Source organism: Culicoidibacter larvae, from assembly GCF_005771635.1.
Taxonomy (GTDB): domain Bacteria; phylum Bacillota_I; class Bacilli_A; order Culicoidibacterales; family Culicoidibacteraceae; genus Culicoidibacter; species Culicoidibacter larvae.
Window position 1 is genome coordinate 114,467 of the sequence record NZ_VBWP01000002.1, and the last position, 20,832, is coordinate 135,298.

Annotated in this window: 22 protein-coding genes, 1 other RNA gene and 2 other annotated features (1 of these 25 running past the window's edge); of the genes, 3 read left to right on the top strand and 20 right to left on the bottom strand. The window is 38.8% G+C overall.

The window, feature by feature from the left end:
- Nucleotides 1-14 precede the first annotated feature (14 nt).
- The 14 genes from FEZ08_RS03045 to FEZ08_RS03110 form a co-directional block, all read right to left on the bottom strand.
- Nucleotides 15-596 (bottom strand): rhomboid family intramembrane serine protease, encoded by a 582-nt coding sequence (locus tag FEZ08_RS03045; RefSeq protein ID WP_138190246.1) that lies wholly within the window; start codon nucleotides 594-596, stop codon nucleotides 15-17.
- Between the two features lie 11 nt (nucleotides 597-607).
- Nucleotides 608-1,543, bottom strand: a complete 936-nt coding sequence (locus FEZ08_RS03050) for an RluA family pseudouridine synthase (protein WP_138190247.1) — start codon at nucleotides 1,541-1,543, stop codon at nucleotides 608-610.
- A 60-nt stretch (nucleotides 1,544-1,603) separates the two neighbouring features.
- Complete coding sequence (lspA, locus tag FEZ08_RS03055) at nucleotides 1,604-2,083, bottom strand: signal peptidase II (protein ID WP_138190248.1); 480 nt, start codon at nucleotides 2,081-2,083, stop codon at nucleotides 1,604-1,606.
- Nucleotides 2,084-2,085: 2 nt separating this feature from the next.
- The gene (gene ileS / locus FEZ08_RS03060; RefSeq protein ID WP_138190249.1) at nucleotides 2,086-4,833 is read right to left on the bottom strand and encodes an isoleucine--tRNA ligase; all 2,748 of its coding nucleotides are present in this window, start codon (nucleotides 4,831-4,833) and stop codon (nucleotides 2,086-2,088) included.
- 49 nt (nucleotides 4,834-4,882) lie between these two features.
- Nucleotides 4,883-5,108 (bottom strand) — a binding site (T-box leader).
- On the bottom strand, nucleotides 5,108-5,713 hold the full coding sequence (locus FEZ08_RS03065; protein WP_138190250.1) for a DivIVA domain-containing protein: 606 nt from the start codon (nucleotides 5,711-5,713) through the stop codon (nucleotides 5,108-5,110). Its footprint overlaps the feature before it by 1 nt.
- Before the next feature lie 47 nt (nucleotides 5,714-5,760).
- Entirely contained in the window at nucleotides 5,761-6,543 is a 783-nt protein-coding gene (locus tag FEZ08_RS03070; protein WP_138190251.1) for a YlmH family RNA-binding protein, read from the bottom strand.
- A gap of 1 nt (nucleotide 6,544) precedes the next feature.
- Nucleotides 6,545-6,997 carry a cell division protein SepF gene (locus tag FEZ08_RS03075; protein ID WP_138190252.1) on the bottom strand — a complete coding sequence of 151 codons (453 nt, stop codon included), beginning with the start codon at nucleotides 6,995-6,997 and terminating at the stop codon, nucleotides 6,545-6,547.
- A gap of 93 nt (nucleotides 6,998-7,090) precedes the next feature.
- Nucleotides 7,091-8,194: a cell division protein FtsZ gene (gene ftsZ, locus FEZ08_RS03080; protein WP_138190444.1), complete on the bottom strand. Its 1,104-nt coding sequence runs from the start codon at nucleotides 8,192-8,194 to the stop codon at nucleotides 7,091-7,093.
- 45 nt (nucleotides 8,195-8,239) lie between these two features.
- Nucleotides 8,240-9,496, bottom strand: coding sequence for a cell division FtsA domain-containing protein (locus FEZ08_RS03085; RefSeq protein WP_138190253.1), 1,257 nt, complete (start codon nucleotides 9,494-9,496; stop codon nucleotides 8,240-8,242).
- 111 nt (nucleotides 9,497-9,607) lie between these two features.
- The gene (nadE, locus tag FEZ08_RS03090; RefSeq protein ID WP_138190254.1) at nucleotides 9,608-10,357 is read right to left on the bottom strand and encodes an NAD(+) synthase; all 750 of its coding nucleotides are present in this window, start codon (nucleotides 10,355-10,357) and stop codon (nucleotides 9,608-9,610) included.
- Between the two features lies 1 nt (nucleotide 10,358).
- Complete coding sequence (locus FEZ08_RS03095; protein WP_138190255.1) at nucleotides 10,359-11,459, bottom strand: nicotinate phosphoribosyltransferase; 1,101 nt, start codon at nucleotides 11,457-11,459, stop codon at nucleotides 10,359-10,361.
- An 8-nt stretch (nucleotides 11,460-11,467) separates the two neighbouring features.
- The gene (locus tag FEZ08_RS03100) at nucleotides 11,468-12,649 is read right to left on the bottom strand and encodes a phosphopentomutase (RefSeq protein ID WP_138190256.1); all 1,182 of its coding nucleotides are present in this window, start codon (nucleotides 12,647-12,649) and stop codon (nucleotides 11,468-11,470) included.
- A gap of 159 nt (nucleotides 12,650-12,808) precedes the next feature.
- A complete protein-coding gene (gene mgtE, locus FEZ08_RS03105) occupies nucleotides 12,809-14,230 on the bottom strand; it encodes a magnesium transporter (protein WP_138190257.1) in 1,422 nt (473 codons plus the stop codon).
- A 116-nt stretch (nucleotides 14,231-14,346) separates the two neighbouring features.
- Complete coding sequence (locus tag FEZ08_RS03110) at nucleotides 14,347-14,775, bottom strand: Fur family transcriptional regulator (RefSeq protein ID WP_171014911.1); 429 nt, start codon at nucleotides 14,773-14,775, stop codon at nucleotides 14,347-14,349.
- A gap of 190 nt (nucleotides 14,776-14,965) precedes the next feature.
- Here FEZ08_RS03110 and FEZ08_RS03115 point away from each other — a divergent pair, with 190 nt between their 5' ends.
- The 3 genes from FEZ08_RS03115 (at nucleotide 14,966) to FEZ08_RS12180 (ending at nucleotide 17,314) form a co-directional block, all read left to right on the top strand.
- A complete protein-coding gene (locus tag FEZ08_RS03115; protein ID WP_138190259.1) occupies nucleotides 14,966-15,190 on the top strand; it encodes a FeoA family protein in 225 nt (74 codons plus the stop codon).
- An 80-nt stretch (nucleotides 15,191-15,270) separates the two neighbouring features.
- Entirely contained in the window at nucleotides 15,271-17,109 is a 1,839-nt protein-coding gene (gene feoB, locus FEZ08_RS03120) for a ferrous iron transport protein B (RefSeq protein WP_199288000.1), read from the top strand.
- A 16-nt stretch (nucleotides 17,110-17,125) separates the two neighbouring features.
- Complete coding sequence (locus FEZ08_RS12180; protein WP_171014912.1) at nucleotides 17,126-17,314, top strand: hypothetical protein; 189 nt, start codon at nucleotides 17,126-17,128, stop codon at nucleotides 17,312-17,314.
- Between the two features lie 74 nt (nucleotides 17,315-17,388).
- On the opposite strand, the gene FEZ08_RS03125 is transcribed toward FEZ08_RS12180, so the two are convergent.
- From FEZ08_RS03125 to rplU, 6 genes are all read right to left on the bottom strand, one after another.
- The gene (locus tag FEZ08_RS03125; RefSeq protein ID WP_138190260.1) at nucleotides 17,389-18,153 is read right to left on the bottom strand and encodes a tRNA threonylcarbamoyladenosine dehydratase; all 765 of its coding nucleotides are present in this window, start codon (nucleotides 18,151-18,153) and stop codon (nucleotides 17,389-17,391) included.
- A 30-nt stretch (nucleotides 18,154-18,183) separates the two neighbouring features.
- A non-coding RNA gene (ssrS, locus tag FEZ08_RS03130) (6S RNA) lies at nucleotides 18,184-18,368 on the bottom strand.
- Nucleotides 18,369-18,421: 53 nt separating this feature from the next.
- On the bottom strand, nucleotides 18,422-19,741 hold the full coding sequence (gene obgE, locus FEZ08_RS03135) for a GTPase ObgE (RefSeq protein WP_138190261.1): 1,320 nt from the start codon (nucleotides 19,739-19,741) through the stop codon (nucleotides 18,422-18,424).
- 131 nt (nucleotides 19,742-19,872) lie between these two features.
- On the bottom strand, nucleotides 19,873-20,154 hold the full coding sequence (rpmA, locus tag FEZ08_RS03140) for a 50S ribosomal protein L27 (RefSeq protein WP_138190262.1): 282 nt from the start codon (nucleotides 20,152-20,154) through the stop codon (nucleotides 19,873-19,875).
- 11 nt (nucleotides 20,155-20,165) lie between these two features.
- A complete protein-coding gene (locus FEZ08_RS03145) occupies nucleotides 20,166-20,483 on the bottom strand; it encodes a ribosomal-processing cysteine protease Prp (RefSeq protein ID WP_138190263.1) in 318 nt (105 codons plus the stop codon).
- A gap of 9 nt (nucleotides 20,484-20,492) precedes the next feature.
- The gene (gene rplU, locus FEZ08_RS03150; RefSeq protein ID WP_138190264.1) at nucleotides 20,493-20,801 is read right to left on the bottom strand and encodes a 50S ribosomal protein L21; all 309 of its coding nucleotides are present in this window, start codon (nucleotides 20,799-20,801) and stop codon (nucleotides 20,493-20,495) included.
- Between the two features lie 20 nt (nucleotides 20,802-20,821).
- Nucleotides 20,822-20,832: a sequence feature (ribosomal protein L21 leader region), on the bottom strand (it continues 62 nt past the right edge of the window).

Below are 20,832 nucleotides of genomic sequence, written 5' to 3' on the forward strand. Positions count from 1 at the left end.
TCTGTTCCGCCTTTCTATTTTGGTGGAGAAATATTGCAAATTAATCCGGCAATCAGGAAGCCACCTAAAAAACCACCTAATTGCGATAATAAATTACCATACGAGAAAATAATTGTCCAAGCGGCAATTACCCCTACACTGGTTAAAATCGGCGGCAATAAATACATGTAGCGATCACGATAAAGCATGAACAATGCTACTGCAGAACCGCCTATTCCAAAAATAACTCCGCCGGCCCCGCCGCTTACACCGTAACCGCCCCAAAAGCGGTATCCTAAAAACACAATTAAATTCGATACAACTGCCGATGCAATAACAATCAGCAAGTACCGCCAGCGACCAAAAATATTTTCTGTACGATAGCCAATCCAAAACAACATTAAAGCATTCAATGCCAGACCAACAATTGTTCCCTGGTTCAAGAAACCAGTCAATAATCGCCACCATTGTCCCTGCTCAACAAGGGCACCAACCATGGTCAACGACGTCATATCAACAAAATATGATGCTATCGTCACTACTGCCATTAAAATAATCAAAATAATGGTAATACTTGACGCTTTCAATTTAGTAAAATAATATGAACTATTTTTCATCTCTACACTCCTTACTTCATGGACTCCCCTAAAGAAAACTCCAATTTATCTATAATAATCTGTAACGCCTCCGGCAGTGGGGAAGAAAACTCCATATAATCGCCGGTTATCGGGTGAATAAACCCAATAACCGCAGCATGTAAGAATTGCCCTTCCAAACCGAATTCGTTCTTAGATTTGCCATACACATAATCACCTACCAATGGATGACCAATATATTTCAAATGCACCCGTATCTGATGGGTACGTCCGGTTTCAAGCTGACATTCAATTAATGTATACTTGCCGAAACGGTGTAGTACCCGAAAATGGGTAATTGCATCCTTACCATTGGTATCCACAACTGCCATCTTCTTACGGTCACGTGGATCGCGACCGATTGGCGCGTCGATCATGCCTTTGTCATGTACCACATTACCATCCACAAGGGCAATATACACACGCTTAGTTGTCTTAGCCTTTAACTGCGCAGCCAACGACTTATGGGCTGCATCATTTCGGGCAATCATTAGTAAACCGGAAGTATCTTTATCAATACGATGCACAATCCCTGGACGCAATACCCCGGAAATTGTTGATAATTCCGGGCTGTAGCCCATTAAGGCGTTCACTAATGTACCGCTGCTGTGTCCAGCAGCCGGATGGACAACCATGCCACGTGGCTTATTCACTACAATTACATTATCATCTTGATAAACAATGTCTAAATCAATCTGTTCTGCTGCAATATCTGCTTCAACTGCCTCAATTGATAATATATCAATCTGGTCATGCTTCTGCAGCAAATATCTTGGTGTAACTGAAGTTCCATTAACCATTATCAATCCGTTGGCAATTAATTTTTGTACATAAGTACGTGAAAATGCTTCAATATGCTCGGCAACAAACTTATCCAAACGCATGCCAGCATCTTCTTCTTCTACAAATATCGTATTCGTTGTTTGCATAACTCCGTCGCCTCCTTTGAATTATCAAACCCTTGCATCCGATAATGCAAGGGTTTTTCTCTATTCTGCTACTGTCTTTTTTTTCTTCATTTCACTCACAATTAATCCAATGACAACCAGCCCGATACCGACGGTCAGCCCAATATCTGCTACATTAAATATAGCAAAGTTATATCCACCAAAAACGAACTTAAAGAAATCAACTACGGAACCAAATAACAGACGATCAATAAAATTACCGAACATACCGCCAACAGCCATTCCTAAACCAATCCCAGTCCAGATGTTTAAATCACCAATTTCCTTGATGAAATAAACAAACAAACAAAGTGCTATTACCGTTGTCAGATAAAAGAACCACTGCGCACCTTCAAATAAACTGAAAGCTGCTCCGGTATTACGGATGAAAAACAGTGAGAAAAAATTAGGAATAACTACGATTTGTTGTTGAATCTGCATTGTGCTGACAACAATAAACTTTGTAATCTGATCAATAACAACAACAATTGCTGCTAATACAATTATTTTCCAGGTTTTCATGCTTATGCCTCCGCTTGATCGGCAACCATTGCATTCGCACACCGTTCACAAATTTCATCATTATGCATGCTGCTTGCTTCATAGCGATTCCAGCAACGCTCACAAGTCACACCGTCAAACTCACTAACTGCAATTGCTGCAGTAGCAAAATCTTCCATGTCCGTTTGCTTTTGTTCATGTACTGTTACTCCGGAAACCATAAGTAATTGACGGAAATCATTTACTTCAGAAATAATTAATTCACGTACATCCTCATGTAAGTAAACATCAAGTTGAGCCTCTAATGATTTACCAATAACTTTTTGATTTCGTGCTTCTTCCAATGCTTTCAAAACATCTTCACGGAAATTCAGGAAAGTTTCCCACTTCGTAACAATCTGTTCTTGATTAGCGAAACTTTGATACTCATCATTAGTTGCCAAAAACACACTTTCTTCTTCAACACCATCAATATATTGCCACAATTCATCAGTTGTATGGGCAAGAATTGGTGCTAGTAATTTAGTAATTGATACTAAAATTGTATATAAAACTGTCTGTACTGCACGACGGCGAGAATCATTCTTGGCTTCAATATATAAAATATCCTTAGTAAAATCAAGATAGAAAGAAGAAAGTTCATTACTCATAAAGTGTAACACACGTTTATACACTGATGCAAAATCGTAAGTTTCATACCCCTTACGAACATCCTGCAACAATCGATTATAAACAGTAAGCATATATACATCTACTTCTGCTAAATCATCAATGGCTACCATATCAGTTACTGAATTGAAATCATGAACATTACCTACTAAGAATCGCAGTGTGTTACGAATTTTACGATAACTCTCAGCAACTTGTTTAATAATTTCATCAGAAATCCGTACATCAGCTTGATAATCAACCGACGCAACCCACAAACGTAAGATATCAGCACCATATTGTTTAATTAGCTTAGCCGGCTCAATTGTATTACCTAATGATTTACTCATTTTACGGCCTTTACCATCAAGAACGAACCCATGACTGGCAACTGCTTTATACGGCGCTTGACCATGTGTGGCTACTCCAGTAATAAGTGATGAATTAAACCAGCCGCGATACTGATCGCTACCTTCTAAATAAATATCTGCAGGATAACTTAAACCGGCGCGTTCAATAACATTATATGAAGTCCCTGAATCGAACCAAACATCCATAATATCTGTTTCTTTAGTAAACACTCCATTCGGACTATCCGGATGAGTATATCCTTCCGGCAATAAATCTTTTGCCTCCCGTTCAAACCAAACATTTGATCCATGTTGACGGAATAATTCAGCAATATGATTCATAAGCTCTGCATCCAAGATTGGTTGTTTATTTTCTGCATAGAAAATTGGAATTGGTACACCCCATACACGCTGCCGCGAAATACACCAATCACCACGACCCTCAATCATATTATATAAACGAACGCGTCCCCATGGAATAATCCAATCTGTATTATCAATCGCATCCAGCAAATCACTGCGGATTGACTCAATTGATGCAAACCATTGATCAGTTGCCCGGAAAATGATTGGTTTCTTGGTACGCCAGTCATGTGGATATGAATGTTCAATCATTTCTAACTTTAATAAAGCTCCGGCAGCCTCTAATGCATCGGTAATCGCAGTATTAGATTTCTCATAATATTGACCTGCAAACGGCCCGGTTGCTTCAGTCATGATTCCCTTATCATCAGTTGCTGAAACTATTTCAAGACCATATTTTTGACCAACGATAAAGTCATCCTCACCATGTGCTGGTGCCATATGAACAATACCGGTTCCTGCCTCACGGGTAACATGAGTACTATTAGTAACTAATGATACTCTATCAAACAATGGATGAGTTGCCTCTAAGCGGTCTAGTTCTTTACCATTAATTGTTTGCAGAATTTTCACTTCATTCCAGCCAAGCTCAGTAGTTAACTGGTCCACAAATGATGCTTCAAAAACATATTTAACACCATCACATTCAGCCACAACATAATCAAAGTCAGGATGAACAGCAATCCCCATATTTACTGGAATTGTCCAAGGAGTTGTTGTCCAGATAATGAATTTTTCATCACCAGATAACACACCTTTACCATCACGAACTGCAAAAGCAACATAAATTGATGGTGATAATTTGTCATAATATTCAATTTCTGCCTCAGCCAACGCCGATTCACTGGATGGTGACCAATATACCGGTTTTAATCCTTTATAGATTAATCCATTTTGTACCATCTTGGCAAACACCTTAATCTGCTCAGCCTCATATTCTTTTTGTAAAGTTAAATATGCATGCTCATAATCTCCCCAGACACCTAAACGTTTAAACTGCTCCATTTGGTTAGCAACTTGCTTTTCAGCATACTCTTCACAAATTTTACGGAACTCCGCAACAGTTTTCTCTTTACGATTCACACCGCTATTTGTAACTGCCTGCTCAATCGGCAAGCCATGAGTATCCCATCCTGGAATATACACGGCATTAAATCCAGACATTGCACGATAACGAGTGATAAAATCTTTCAAAATTTTATTCATCGCATGTCCGGTATGTAAATTCCCATTCGCATATGGCGGGCCATCATGTAAAATGAAGGTTGGCTTATCAGCATTCTTAGCTACAACCGCATTATATAAATCTAAATCATTCCAACGTTGTTGTAACCCTGGTTCATTTTGCGGTAAATTTCCTCGCATCGGGAAATCCGTCTTCATCATATGTAGTGTATCTTTATAATCCATTCGTCTTTCACTCCTAAATAAAAAAGTCGTCCATTACAAAATAAAATTTGTAAAGGACGACTGTGTATCTACAATCGTGGTACCACCTTTATTCGTGTTTCCACCTCATTTTGTTGATAACGGAGAACAGCTCCGATTTTACCTAAACATATGTAGTCTTCAGTAAAATAACTCCTGAGTGATTTCAATACTGATTTCATAATAAGGCTCACACCATCCCTTACTCGCTCTTTATAAAAGATTCAATATCTACTTGTCTCAATCAATGCTTTTATTATTGTTCATCGTCAAGAATTAATGGCGGCAATTCAGGTTCGGTTTGGCCACCAGTTTGTTGCTGATTTAAGAAATCATCAAATGCACCAATACTAAAATCAGAAGTATTTTCTTGCGGTGCAGGTTCTAAAACATCCGGACTTTCATAACCGTCTAAACTACTGACAACTTCTCGCCAAACATCATCGTCGGTTAACTCAAGCTGTGCTTCAAGCAACAATTTTAAGCGTTGTTTAAAGACATCAACATCTTTTTTCATACGCTCAATTGCAGTTAAAGCATCTTTAGCCTGAACTAAAGCCTCTTCCACAATGCGATCAGCATTTACTGCTGCGTCATCAATAATTTGTTGCGCTTCCTGTTCAACAATTTTCTGCAAATCAGTTGCTGCTTCTTCAGCAACCATGAGAGCTCTTTTCAAAGTGTCTTCCATATTGCGGTAATTTTGCAAATCAGTTTCAAGTTGACTGCAACGATCCATTAAGTCTTTATTCTTTTTTTGCAATTCAAACTGTTCAGTAGTTATTGATTCTAATAATGAATCAACATCTTGTTTCTTATATCCGCCAAACATAGTTTTACGTATTGCAGTTGATGTTGACATATGAATCCACTCCCTAATCTATAATTTCTAGAAAATTGTTAACCTTTTTAGGCATGCGCCTTTACATTTAAAACATAATTATCTTTCTTGGTTCTGCCCTTTACCTGTTCCAGATAAAAACGGCCAAAACGACGAATTGATAATATGTCCGTGTCCTTGACTACAGCATGACTCTGCTCAATAACTTGCCAGTTTACTTGAACAAAACCACGTTCAATCATTAGTTTCGCCTTAGTACGATTTACATTACATAGTTTAGCCACTAAAGTATCTAACCGTAACGAAGAAACAATTATCTCATACTCATTGAACGTATTTTCCAATACAATATATTCATCAGCTGGCACAATTCGTTCAAAAACAACGTGTGCCCGCCCGATTTGAGTCAATTCTTGCTCCAAATACGGAAAAAATGACTGCTCCATCGCAATCTGAATTTTATTATCGCGAATACGAATATCGCCAATATTACGACGTTCAATACCCTTCGCTAATATTGCACCCAATACATCACGATGATCAATATCATAATATTTTTCTTGAAATATAAGCTCACCAACCACAATACTAAATTGTGGATCAGTTTGTTCAAAAGGAGTTATCAGCACCCGTTTACGCTCACTATCTATAAACGCTCCATCCGCATACACATAAACTTCTTTTGAACAAAGGATCTCAATGATTTCAAGTTCTCGCACCGACATAAATGATAATAATTGTGGTCGGCTTCGATCTAAGACTGATTCTCTTACTGAAACAATACGCTGTACAAATTCCTGCTCACTGGCATGAAAATGCTGCAAAATTGCTGCAGCACGTTTATTTTTCATCTTAGTATACTTTTTTTGTTGAATCGTCGTCAGAAATTTTTCCTGCTACACCAAAGTTATTTGGCGCACATAAGAAAATGTTTGGACCGATTTTTTGTAAATCGCCGGCAATAGTATATACTGCTCCGCTTAAGAAATCAACAATACGTTTTGCTTGATCTGGCGCAATACGTTGTAAATTAACGATTACTCCACGTTTTTGTAATAAATGATCAGCAATTTCTTGTGCTTCTGAATATGCTTTTGGTTCAGCCAAAATCATTTGAGCACCTTTACCGCGTAATGCTTCCATAAGCATATCATTTTTTGAACGACGTTCTGATAATTCTTCCTCAGACTCGTTGCCACGTGCAACTACCGGAGGTACAAAATCGTCTTCTTCCATATAGTCATCATCATCATACTCTTCATCTTCAGTAGTAAACCATTTTTTTAATTTATCATTAATTGCCATTGTTTTTCCTCCTAGTACATATATCTATTTTATTATCCTATAGAATAATAAATTTAGCAACTCATTTAGATTATTTCATTATTTAAATAAATCTTAGAAATCTCTTTTTTTGAAGAAAACCGGCACATCAACTGAAGTATCCGTTTTGTCTCCTTCAGTTTTTTCTCCGCGACTTGATGAAAATGCACTAAAATCGCTGGTAAATGTATTATCTCCGCCAGAGAATAATAACGTTTCCTCATCTTCAAATCCAGTTGCAATAACTGTAACCACTACTTCATTATCTAACTCAGGATTAATTGCCACCCCGAAAATAATATTCACTTCAGTTGTGCTCGAAGCCTGAGCTACCGCTCTAGCCGCTTCTTGCGCCTCAACTAAACTAAAATCAATTCCGCCGGTAACATTAATAATTGCATCAGTAGCACCTTCCATAGAAATTTCAAGCAAAGGACTTGAAATTGCCATGCGTGTTGCTTCCATAACCCGGTTTTCACCAGTTGCAATACCAACACCCATTAAAGCTGCACCACGATCAAGCATAATTGATTTAACATCAGCAAAGTCAAGATTGACAACACCTGGAACAGCAATAATATCAGTTAAACCCTGAACCCCTTGCAACAATACTTTATCAGCATATTTAAATGCTTGTAAGATAGGTGTATTGCGGTCAACAACCTCAAGCAAACGATCATTAGGAATAACAATTATTGTATCTACACTTTGACGCAGCTCTTGAATACCTTCAATAGCTGACTCACCGCGGCGCCGCCCCTCAAATCCAAATGGACGAGTAACGATACCAACAGTCAAAATGCCAAGCTCACGAGCAATTGAAGCAATAATCGGCGCCGCACCGGTTCCGGTACCTCCGCCCATTCCTGCTGTAACAAATACCATATCTGCTCCGGCCAAAGCTGCTTTTAAATCCTCACGACTTTCTTGCGCAGCCTGACGGCCAACCTCTGGATTAGCACCAGCGCCAAGGCCTCTGGTTAAATCTTTACCAAGTTGAATCTTAATCGGTGCTTTTGAACGCTCAAGAACTTGTAAGTCGGTATTAGCTGCAATAAACTCAATACCTTTAATTCCTTCATCAATCATTCGATCAACCGCGTTATTTCCGCCGCCACCGACACCAATTACTTTTATACGTGCGAGAACTGCCTCGCTTTGAAATGCATCTAAAATCATTTGATCCACATCAATTGCTCCCTTCTATATTTCGTTTATACGAAATCAGTCAAAAAAGTAGTTTGAAACTTTTGACCAAAATGTGTCATCTTTTTGAGATATGGGTTTCTTCACTTTATTTGCCACCGGTGTGACATCCATTTTAACAGTTTTCTCTGAACGGCTGAATAGTCGTTCACGCTGTTCAACCAAAGGAATAACCCCTAATAATGCTGTTGCTTGCATATTGCTGGTACCAACAACTTTATTTTGGTGAATACGGTATTTACCGCTGAATTCACGTTCAATAACATTTTCAATACCGATTAATCGTGTTCCACCGCCAGTGAACACCGTTGTGAATTGGCCTAAAGTTTGGAAGCTGTCCAAAACCTCGTTCAATTCATTCAGCAAATCCTGAATAGCTCCTTGGATATATGTAGCCAGTTCGCGTTCAGTAATTGACTTTGCTGCCTCTTCACTGTTTTCACGACCATCAATATGGTAGATAACAATCTCCTGTGCGCTTATGCTATCCGCATAACCGAACTTCTCTACTAATGCCCGTGCTTGCTTCTCGCTAATCTGATAAGCTTCACTCAACACCTCATAGACCTTGCTCATACCATTTTTAATCACTCTGGTTTTTCGCGGATAACCATCTGCAAAAATCGAAATCGTTGTTACATCTTCGCCGATGTTAACAACATTTGCACCCTGCTCAAGTTCATATCCGTCTAAAACTTCAATTGCATCAGCATAAAAACTTGGATAGACATCAATAATACTCAATCCCGCTTGTTCAACACAATTAATTAAATTGTAGAACAAAATCTTCGGAGCGGTTACCATGATTGCCTGCATCGTCACCGATAAAGCAATCAATCCTTTTGGATCAGCAATCCCATTGATACCGTCAACAATAAAGTCAACCGGGAAAATATTGAGTAAATCATCATGTTGCAACCGTACTTGCATTGAAGCTTTTTTAAATAATGAACGAACATCATCTAATGAAATTTCTCGCTTATCACTTTGAATATCCGTACTTACTTCAACCGGCAATAATGACGATTGAACACTTGCAAATACCAAAACAACCTCGCGCAACTGAATTCCTAAGAATTTTTCAGTCATACGAGTTACCTTACGAATATTATTCATGACCGCAGTCGGATCAACAATACAATTCGCTTTCATACCCTCGGTAGGTGTAGTTTGAGCGGATAATATGTTGGTTTTTCCAGCGATCACTTCGGCAACAATAAGACGAATTGACGCATTTCCGATTTCCAGAATTGCATAACTATTTGCTTGCTGCACGTTTTGCCGCCTCCTTCTTTGGATAAATCTATCTCATTCTAACATTATACTATATAAACAGTTAAAAAAACAGTATTAAATCCTCATTTCAATGATTTTTTCCATATCATTTTATAATGAATAATCTGGTTTTTGTTCTGGTTGCACCGCACCTGTCCGTTTGTGTGCTGACATGGTATGCAAACGTTCAACAATCAAACGCTTTTCTTCGGGAATATCCTCACCCAACAAAAGTGCATCAATCATCGCATAACTGACACCCATCTCATCCTCATCCGTCTGATCTTCCCATAACCCCGCTGAAGGTGCTTTGTGAATCACTTGTTCCGGAACCTGCAGCGTTTGCGCCATCTGCGCAACGCCGTGCTTAGTAACATGCACCAATGGCACTAAATCAACACCGCCATCGCCAAACTTGGTAAAATAGCCAGTATACCACTCAGCAGCATTATCAGTTCCGACCACCAAGTAACCATAACTCTGGGCAATAGCATACAAAGTCGACATCCGTAAACGTGCTCGTAAATTACCATCCACCAACTGTAAATTATCAGCATTCGGATTCATTTGCGAAGTCACGCTCAATAACATCAACTCACGCGTTGATGTTAAATCCACATATTTACGCTCAACTCCGGCAGCAGCAATCACTGCCTCAGCGTCATCTTGATCCTGCGGGTTACTATTGCAAGGCATAATAACACCCAGCGAATTATCCGGACAAGCACGCTTAATAAGATTAGCCACGACCGCCGAATCAATGCCGCCGCTGACACCTACAATCAAACCTTTACTGCCGGTCCGCTCTACCTGTTCTTTCAACCATGTAACCAAATAATCAATATACGCTTCAACCTTCATGCTATTCCTCCTCGATATATATAACTGACTCAAGTCTTTCATTTGGTTTATACCCGCGCCCGGCTTTTGCCTGCGGATGACCATCCAAAGTAACATTGTCACCGGTAAAACCAATATTCACCTTTAAAAGACTAGCTCCCACACCATACATATCAACAGGCGTCTGGATTCGCTCAAAACGCGCAATTTTTTCCGGCGTCAAACCACCGCTAGCAACAATCTTGACATGATTGAACCCTTCCTCATCCAATGCTTTACGCAAAGCAAAAATCAACTCCGGATTAACTCCGCGAGGATCAAAACTGCCCAACACATCTTGATTACGCATAAAATACTGATCAATCATTGTTCGCGATGTATCAAGCCGAACACCATATAAATCTTTACCAAATTCCCGTGCCAAAAGCAAGGTATCAGTAATAACATCGTTATTATAGTCAACAAGAACGGTTAACCGATCTTGAGGAAAAGTCTCATGATAAGCATGTGCCGCTGCTATAATGTCACCATCAAAAAGTTGAATCAAGGCATGGGGCATCGTCCCCATACCTTCCTTACCCCACCATTCATTCATAGCATGAGTAGCTTGAGCACTACTGCCGCCAACATACGCGGCGTAGCCATCACCTGACTGCTGAGAAAAATGATCATCACGATCACCCATAAAAATAACTTCTTTATCTCCGGCAGCAACCACAACATCATGTACATGAGTTGCTACTGAACTGCGGCGAGCCAAAATACCATCAATAAGCCCTTCTAAAAAGCCAAAATCCTGATAATGGCCAGTAATTGTTAACACTGTTTCAAATGGTTCAGCCGCATTGCCGTCATGCAAAGCTTTTATTTCTAAATCCTGCGGATTATGAGCAAAAGTATGCACTAAAGCAATCGCCTCATCAATACCACACAAAATAGCATTCTTACGCTGAAAAAATTGCATCGTAACGATGCTATTCGGTTTATATTTACGAGCAATTTCCGCAGTCTTTAAAAAATAGACTGCGGAAAACCATCCGTCTTTAACGCGTTCATCAAATTTAAATGTTTTGTTCGTCAAACGAGCAATTTTACCTTGTTGTTTTAAATCAAACTCTTTCATTTACTCACCTATTTACCAAGCTCTGATAAAAAGCTTGTTCCTACTGAAAACTCGCAATCAAAGTTTTCAACTACACTTGCACCTAAATCAGCAAAAGTCATTCGCGCAGCAAAATTGCCCCCATTTTTAAATGCTTTTGAATAGGCTAATAATGGCACATTCTCCCGAGTATGGTCATTTCCTTTATAAGTAGGATCATTACCATGATCGGCAGTAATTAACAAGAGATCATCTTCACGCAACTTAGCTACAATATCCGGAAGTTGACGGTCAAACTGTTCTAAAGCATCCCGATATCCCTCAGGATTCCGGGGATGACCATATAAACTATCAAACTCAACTAAGTTTAAATAGCCCAGTCCGGTAAAATCACGGTCCATTAAAGTCAATAATTTTTCAACACCATCATCGTTATTTTTAGTTGGAATTGATTCAGTAATTCCTACACCATTATATAAGTCATTAATTTTACCTAATGAAATAACATCAAGCCCAGCTTCTTTCAGCGGTGTCAACGCAATTGGTTCAAATGGATCTAAAGCATAGTCATGACGATTTCCGGTACGAGTATACTCACCATTTTCGCCTACGAACGGGCGGGCAATAACACGCGCTACCATCCAATCAGGATTGGATAATGTTAACTCACGAGCAATCTCACAAGCTTTGTACAATTCATCCAGTCCAATCCACTCTTCATGAGCAGCAATTTGGAATGTTGAATCTACAGAAGTATATACAATAAATCCACCCGTCGCTTTTTGTTCATCAGCCAACTCATGAATAATCTTCAAACCATTCGCTTCTTTATTTCCTAAAGCTTTACGTCCGGTACGACGTTCAAATTCATCAATTAACTCTTTCGGAAAACCATGAGCAGTAAAATTATTAAACGGCTCTTTCAAAGTAGCCCCCATAAATTCCCAGTGACCGGCAACAGAATCTTTACCAACTGATTTTGGTTCCATATGGGTATAGTATGCAACCGGCGCTTCTACACTCTTAACTGTATCTAAAGGATAAATATTCCCTAGTCCGAATTTTTCTAAATTAGGCACATGTAATCCAACCTTAGTAGAAATATTCCCTAAAGTATTCGTTCCCATATCACCAAACTGATCAGCATCTTTTGCATATCCAATACCGACAGAATCAAGTACAATAATAAACACTCGTTTAAATTGCATCAAAATCAACTCCTTAATCTTCACTTCTTATTATAATAAACTTATTGCTTTAATGCTACAAAAAGAAAAAACTTTCGTCAATCAGCCGGCTGACGAAAGTTTTTCAATACTTCTCCCCATACAAAACTGCTAGATGCTTTTTAGCACCCCAACAGTCTTTCTTTACATAATTCCAACAGCTCCTAAAATAATCAGTGCTGTCGTAAAATAGACCGTTACTCCGCAAACGTCGCCAATTGTTGACATAAGCGGTCCTGAAGCAACTGCCGGATCAAGATTTAGTTTATGCAGCAAAACAACTGAACCTACGCCGACAAGTGAATTGAATGACGAAGATAAGAAAACCGAAACACCAACAATCAACATAATCAATATATTGCCACGCGAAATAAACAACGCGCATAGTGAATCAATCACGGCAATAATAACTCCGATGGCTACAATGATCAGCACTTGCTTAAAGATAAACTTCTTCAGTAACTCATTATCATCTTCAAACTCTCCAGAACTCACTCGCATCATTGCTACCGCTGCTGCCTGAATTCCCGGCACGCCTGTCATATTATTAACTAAGGTAACAAACGGCGCTAAAATAGTAACTGCCTGTAAAACCGGATCAAACAAACTAACAATAAAAGATACTACCGTTGATAGGAAAATCATACTAACTAACCAAGGCAAGCGTTTCTTTAATGATGGAATAATATAGTAATCGTCATCAGAACGGACTTTCTCACCTTCACTAATACCGGCCAGTTTATAATAGTCGTCCTGCGCTTCCTCTTCTAAGATATCCATGGCATCATCTACAGTGATAATCCCCTGCAAATAATTATGATCATCAACTACTGGCAACACAGTTAAGTCGTAGTCACGCATTGTACGAACAACATCTTCCTGATCAGTATCAACAGTAACTTTAATAACCCGTTCAGTCATAATATCATGAATCATTTGATTACGTCGTGCCAAAATCATTTCCCGTAAAGAAACAACCCCGGTCAACACCTTGTCTTCATTTAGCACATAAATAACATTGATGGTTTCTGCATCCGGGGCATTATCAACCAATTTTTTCATTGCTTCCTTGACATTATCAGTTTCTAAAACCGTGATTGCGCCGCCGGCCATGATTGACCCAGCTGAATCCTCTTCATAAAACAAAAGGTCTTTAATTGCCTGCGCCTTTTCATCATCCATTTGCGAAAGGTAATTAGTAATATCTCCGGCAGACATGTGATTAAGAACATCAACCGCATCATCAGTTGCCATATATGAAAGAATTTCGGCCGCTTCCTGAACATTCATCTCTTCCAGATAGCGCTCAACAACATCACTTTCAGCATTTTCAAAAATTTCTGAAATTACCTTTGGCTCTACTAACTGATAGAAACCCAAACGTTCCTGTTCATCTAAATTATCAAAAATCCTAAAGCGATCATAACCATGAAGTTCTTCTAAATGTGCATCAAGCTGTTCCTTGTCTGCCGCACGCAAAGCTTCCTCAACATGCAGCTGCAAATCATCAATCGACAATTCTTCATTAATCGTCTGATCATCGATATTCAAATCCTCATTCACCATGACAAAAAACCTCCTTCATACTGACATCCAAGCCTTATCATTATAGCATTTTTATTATTACTGAACAATCACAAAAACAAAAGCAAACTGAGGTATCAGTTTGCTTTTGCCAATTTCTATTCAGCTTTTTGTTGACATTCATCACATATACCATAAACTTCAAAAATATGGTTGATAATTAGATAATTAGGATAGCGTGCTTCTAACTCTTCATGTGGACATAAATCTTCAATATCTTCCTTCTTACCACATTTTGTACAAATAATATGATGATGCGGATGCAATGAGTGATTTAAGCAATATTGGGCTTCGGTATGAAAAACTTGTTCCTCAATAATCCGCAAATCTCTGAACATATACAAATTGTTATAAATGGTATCAAAACTCATTACAAAATTGTACTCTTCCTCCAGCATTTTGCGAATTTTTTTAGCGCTTAAGTATTGGTGCGGGTGCCGCAAAAATATTTCACTTAAAGCAATTCTTTGGTCGGTTATCTTCTTTCCCGAGTTTGAAATCAGTTCCTTAATTTGTTCCAAATCCATAGTAATTAACACCTCTGTTACTAGTATAAACCAATTGTACCACATTCAGTCAAAATTCCAAAAAACTTTATTGTGCCAGTTATAAATTTGTAATTGGTACAATAAAGTGAAAAATTGTGTTTTTTCTTGCCTTTTAAAATCAGCAGTGCTATAATTTAAATCGTAATCATTCTGAAATAGAGGTGATGTTATGACATTAACATCTTTAAAACCTGGCCAAAGCGCCAAAATTAAATATATAGATGATAGCTGTAGACTTTCTGAGAAACTTCAAGTACTTGGCTGCACTGAAGGAACCGAAGTTTGTTTGAAGCGTAAAACACCTTTATTAGACCCTATCATCATTTCTTTTCGTAATTGTGAATTTGCACTAAGAAAAGCTGATGCAAAAAAAATCTTCGTGGAACAAATATAATTGGAAAACCAAGCTCTGTCAGGAATAGCAGACCTTGGTTTTCTTCTTATCTTGCTTATCAATAGTAAAGAGGTATACAAATGAAAGACATTCAAAATGCCGTTTTAGTCGGCAATCCCAACGTTGGTAAAACAACTTTATTTAACCAATTAACCGGACGCAACTTAAAGGTCGGTAACTGGTCCGGGGTTACAGTTGAGAAAAAAAGCGGGCAAATCAAAAACAGTTCTATTGAACTGACAGATTTACCCGGCATCTACTCACTTAACGCCGCCAATAATGAAGAAATCATTGCAGAACAATTTCTAAAGTCAGATCAATATGATGTTATCATCAATATTGTTAATGCCAGCAACTTAGAGCGTAATCTCTATTTAACTATGGAATTGTTGCGACTTAAAAAACCAATGATTTTGTTATTAAATATGGCTGATGTGTTAGCCAAAAAAGGTCTCAGTATCAATATTCCATTATTGAGTGAACGTTTAGGTATTCCGGTTTTCGCCATTCAGGCAAATCAACCGAAAACCTTTACTGAATTTATTAATACAGTAAAGTCACCGGTAACAGTCAATAATATTATTATTCCTGACTTTGAAAATCAAAAAGAAGCTTATGACTATATTGAGTCAGCATTTTTACCAAACATGGTTACTCAAGAAAAAGATGATAAGCATTCTAAAACTACTGCTTTTCTAGATCGAATATTCTTTCACCCAGTCCTCTCTTTTCTTTCATTAGCTGTTGTGATTTGGTTGATTTTCCAAATCACCTTTGAATGGATTGGCGGTCCGCTTGGCGACTGGATCGGTACCGCTTTAGAGGAAGTCGTTCTACCTTGGCTGCTTTCGCTCATGCCTTGGGCCAGTGACTGGTTTGTATCCTTAATATCCGAAGGTATATTTGGTGGTTTGGGAACAATTCTTGCCGCTTTGCCGGTTATTGTCATCCTCTATGTTTGTTTAACATTTTTGGAAGATTTTGGTTATATGCCCCGGGTGGCAGTTTTACTTGACCGCGCCTTCTCTAAAATCGGTTTATCGGGAAAAGCAATTATTCCGATGATTATGGGCTTTGGTTGTGCGGTTCCGGCTGTACTCAGCACTCGCAATCTAGATACTGAACGCGAACAAAAGCTAACCACCTTGTTGCTGCCATTCATGTCATGTAATGCCCGGCTTCCGGTTTATGTATTATTTGCCAGTGCCTTCTTCAGCGGTCAATTCGTTTTTAACATTGGACCAATTCCAATTAGTATTTCACAAGAAGGACTGGTTGTTGCTTCCCTTTATATCTTGGGGGTTATTGTTGCAATTATTATTGCGTTAGTCTTGAAAAATACTACCTTCAAAGGTGCTGTTGAACATTTCTTAATCGAATTGCCGGAATACCACTTTCCAAGCATTAAAACTTTATCAATCAATACTTGGCAAAAAGTAAAATCATACTTAAAAAAAGCAGCTACATTCATCCTGCTTGCAAGCTTGGTTATCTGGTTGCTTTCACACATCAGTTTTGCTGGCTACACTGAAGATATGGGTACTAGCATTTTAGCAAATATCGGCTCGATATTTGCGCCGCTCTTTAGCCCGTTAGGCTTTGGCGACTGGCAGTCAGCAGTTTCGATTATCTCTGGATTTGTCGCTAAAGAAACTGTTATTAGTACTATGGGGGTACTTTACAGTGGCGGCGAAGAATTGCTTGCAAGTTCATTATCAGCCCACTTTACAACCCTCTCTGCCTACGCATTCCTGGTTTTCGTTTTACTTTACACACCTTGTGTCGCAGTAATTGGTGCCGTTCGTCAAGAATATGGCTTGAAATATGCCTGGATTGTTGCCCTTTATCCTATAGCAGTCGCTTGGATTATCAGCTTTATTATTTATCAAGGCGGTCTTTTGCTTAGCTATCTTTTATAATTGGAAGTGATTAACTATGTTTATTGAATATATATTAGCTATCCTTATTTTTGCAATCCCGCTCTACTTCTTAATTCGTAATCGACGTAAAAAAAATAGTGGCTGCGACTGTAGTTCTAAATCAGAAGTTGCTTGCCAATCCTGCGGAATTCCCAGCGATGGCCATTTCAAAAAATTCATTGATGAAAAATACCCAAATAAATAACTAAAAAGGTGGTGGCTCATTTGAGCCACCACCTTTTTCTTTTATATAGTGAGTATGAGACGCAAAAAAATTGTCTACTTTTTTCTCTGAATATCAACATCCGCCAACAAAGTATTAATCACAAAGCTTGCACATAAAATCCCGGCAACAGTTGGTACCATGGCGTTTGAAGACGGTGGCATCTGCACCTTGCGAATTGGGCTGTCAGCCTTTCCAACAACTTCGTTGACATCCGCGCGTGGCACAATTGGTGTTTCTTTCGAAAAGACTACTGGTATCTTGCCATAAACTTTACGTTTGCGCAGATTATAGCGAATGACTTTAGCAATTGGATCATATGTGGTCTTACTCAAATCAGTAATTTCCAATTGAGTAGGATCCATTTTGTTGGCCATAGCCATACTGCTGATAAATGGTATATTTCGTTTTAGGCATTCTTCAATAATAATTTCTTTACCAAAGACAACATCCGCTGCATCAATAATAAAATCAATTTTTGGTACATCATCAAAGAATTCATCCTTTGTATCCTTAAGGAAAAACATGTGTTTTGTAATAACCTGACAATCCGGATTAATATCAGCAATCCGTTTTTGCATAACTTCAACTTTTAGTTCACCAACTGTTGAGAGCAACGCATGAATCTGACGATTAACATTGGTAATATCAATTGTATCTTTATCAACTAGTATTATTGTGCCAATACCACTGCGGGCAAGCGTTTCTGCGGCAAAAGAACCAACTCCGCCTACACCGATTACCGCTACACATTTATTTTGTAATAACGCCAGCCCTTCTTTTCCGATGGCTAGTTCATTTCGAGAAAACTGATGTAACATAACATACCTCTATAAGTTTTTTTCAACAAAAAAATTCCCCAATCGGCCGTGGTACCTTCAGGTTTAAAGCCTGCACTGTGCAGGTGGGTATCTTGTCTGCAATCTTAAGGATTCTGGTTCAGGACCAGCTTTCAACACAGATTGAGAACTTTAAGGATTCCCGTATTAAACGTGTTAGGTTAAAAATGAGAAGTTCACCAACCATCGAGGAATTATATACTTATTATATCATAATATTTTTAAAAATGACAATTAATTACGCTCAAAATTAAACATCATATGCACTGCCATCTTCACTGAATTCGAAAGCAAAGTCAAGAATCCAAATGGTATCGCCATCTTTTGCACCACGTGCACGTAGTGCCTCATCGATACCCATTGTGCGCATTTGTCGGGCAAAGCGAATCAATGACTCATAATGGTCAAGATTAGTCATTTTAAGCAGCTTTTCAATTTTAGCGCCACCAACGACAAATTCCCCGGATACATTGCGACCGATAAAGAAGTCCTCAGTAGCATGTTCACGTTTATGACGGAACACCTTCACTTCTTCAACTTCGTTTGCTTCTCCCTGTTCAGCTAATTCAATAGCTTCAGTAGCATCAAGAATGTCAGCAATGGCTACCAATAATTCTTCCACACCGCTATTAGTATAACCACTTACTTCATAAATTGGTGCATCACCTTGATATTTATCCTTAAACCACTCCAATTGCACCTCAGCATCTGGTAAATCCATCTTATTGGCAACGATAATTTGCGGCCGTTCCAACAACTCCGGATTATATTCAGCAAGCTCCTCACGAATTGTCAGATAATCTTCATAAGGATCACGGCCATCAACCGCACCCATATCAATTACATGCACAATAACACGAGTACGTTCTATATGGCGCAGGAATTGTAGTCCCAAACCCGCACCTAAATGTGCACCGGCAATAAGCCCTGGTAAATCGGCAACTACAAAACTTCGCCCATCCTTCGTTTGACTTAATCCTAACTGCGGCGACAAAGTCGTAAAATGATAAGCATCAATCTTTGGTTTTGCTTTACTGATAACTGAAAGTAAAGTTGACTTTCCGACTGACGGAAAACCAACAAAACCAACATCAGCAAGCAATTTCAATTCCAAACGCAATTGCTTCTCTTCACCTGGTTCACCATTTTCGGCAACACTTGGCGCCGGATTATTGTGGGTAGCAAACATAATATTGCCGCGACCACCGCGACCGCCATTAGCAACAATACAACGATCACCATCATTTTTTAAATCGGCAAGCATTTCACCGCTAATATCGTCATATACAACTGTCCCTGGCGGAACTTTTAAAATCATATCTTCAGCACCATGACCATGCATTCCTTTAGACATTCCTTTTTCTCCGCTTTTAGCACGCACTTTGCGCATAAAGCGGAAATCAATTAATGTTCTTAGTCCGGTGTCTACTTCCAGAATAACATCACCGCCACGGCCACCATTACCGCCCCATGGTCCACCGAGTTCAACATATTTCTCACGGCGGAAAGCAACCATTCCGTTGCCACCATCACCAGCAGTGACCTGAACTTTTATCTCATCAACAAACATGTTTCTTTCTCCTTAATATTTTCTTTTATTGTATCATAGCAGCAAATAATTATAACTACTATTTACTCTTGTCATACAACAAAAATAAAAAATGAGCTTGATGACACTCATCAAGCTCATTTGCACTCTTCTTAAGCAACAGGGTAAACACTGACGCGTTTCTTATTTCTACCTAAACGCTCAAACTTTACTACACCAGTAACTTTTGCAAACAATGTATCATCGCCACCACGACCAACATTTTCGCCTGGATGTACTTTTGTACCACGTTGACGGTATAAAATTGAACCGGCATTTACTGTTTGACCGTCTGCACGTTTAGCGCCAAGACGTTTAGATTCTGAGTCACGACCATTACGAGTCGACCCAACACCTTTTTTCGATGCAAAAAGCTGTAAGTTCATTTTCAACATGAGGATTCCTCCTATTCTACAATTCGTATTTTTATATTCTGCGGATATGATTCGGCAGTATCTTCTACTGCTAAACGCAAACTTGCTGTCAATAAATCAGTATCATGATTTACTTTTGGCAAATCTACATGCACATAACCGCTAGTTTCGTCAATTTCAGCAATTGGTTCGATATTTGTTAATTGGTCAATTGCATTTGTTGTTGCAATCACCAGTGCGCTTATCGCTGCACAAACAATATCTTCACCCGGGTCAGCATATTCAGCATGACCTGAAAAACTAAATTCACGCATATGTCCATCGACATATGTAAATGTTACTTTTATCATAACAATCGCCTACGCATTCACAGATTCAATAACTAACTTCGTGTATGGTTGACGGTGTCCTTGTTTTTTATATTGGTTTTTCTTAGCTTTGTATTTGAAAATCGTCAATTTCTTTTGTTTGCCTTGTTTTTCAATTCGAGCTGTGACAGTGGCACCTTTTACTAACGGTGTACCAACGGCAACTTTTTCACCACCAACCAATAATACTTGATCAAAAGTGATAACTGAATCAACATCAGCGTCGATTTTCTCTACGTATACAACATCGCCAGCGGCAACTTTGTATTGCTTTCCTCCAGTTTCAATAACTGCGTACATGTGCATTGCACCTCCTTATAAATATTACTTA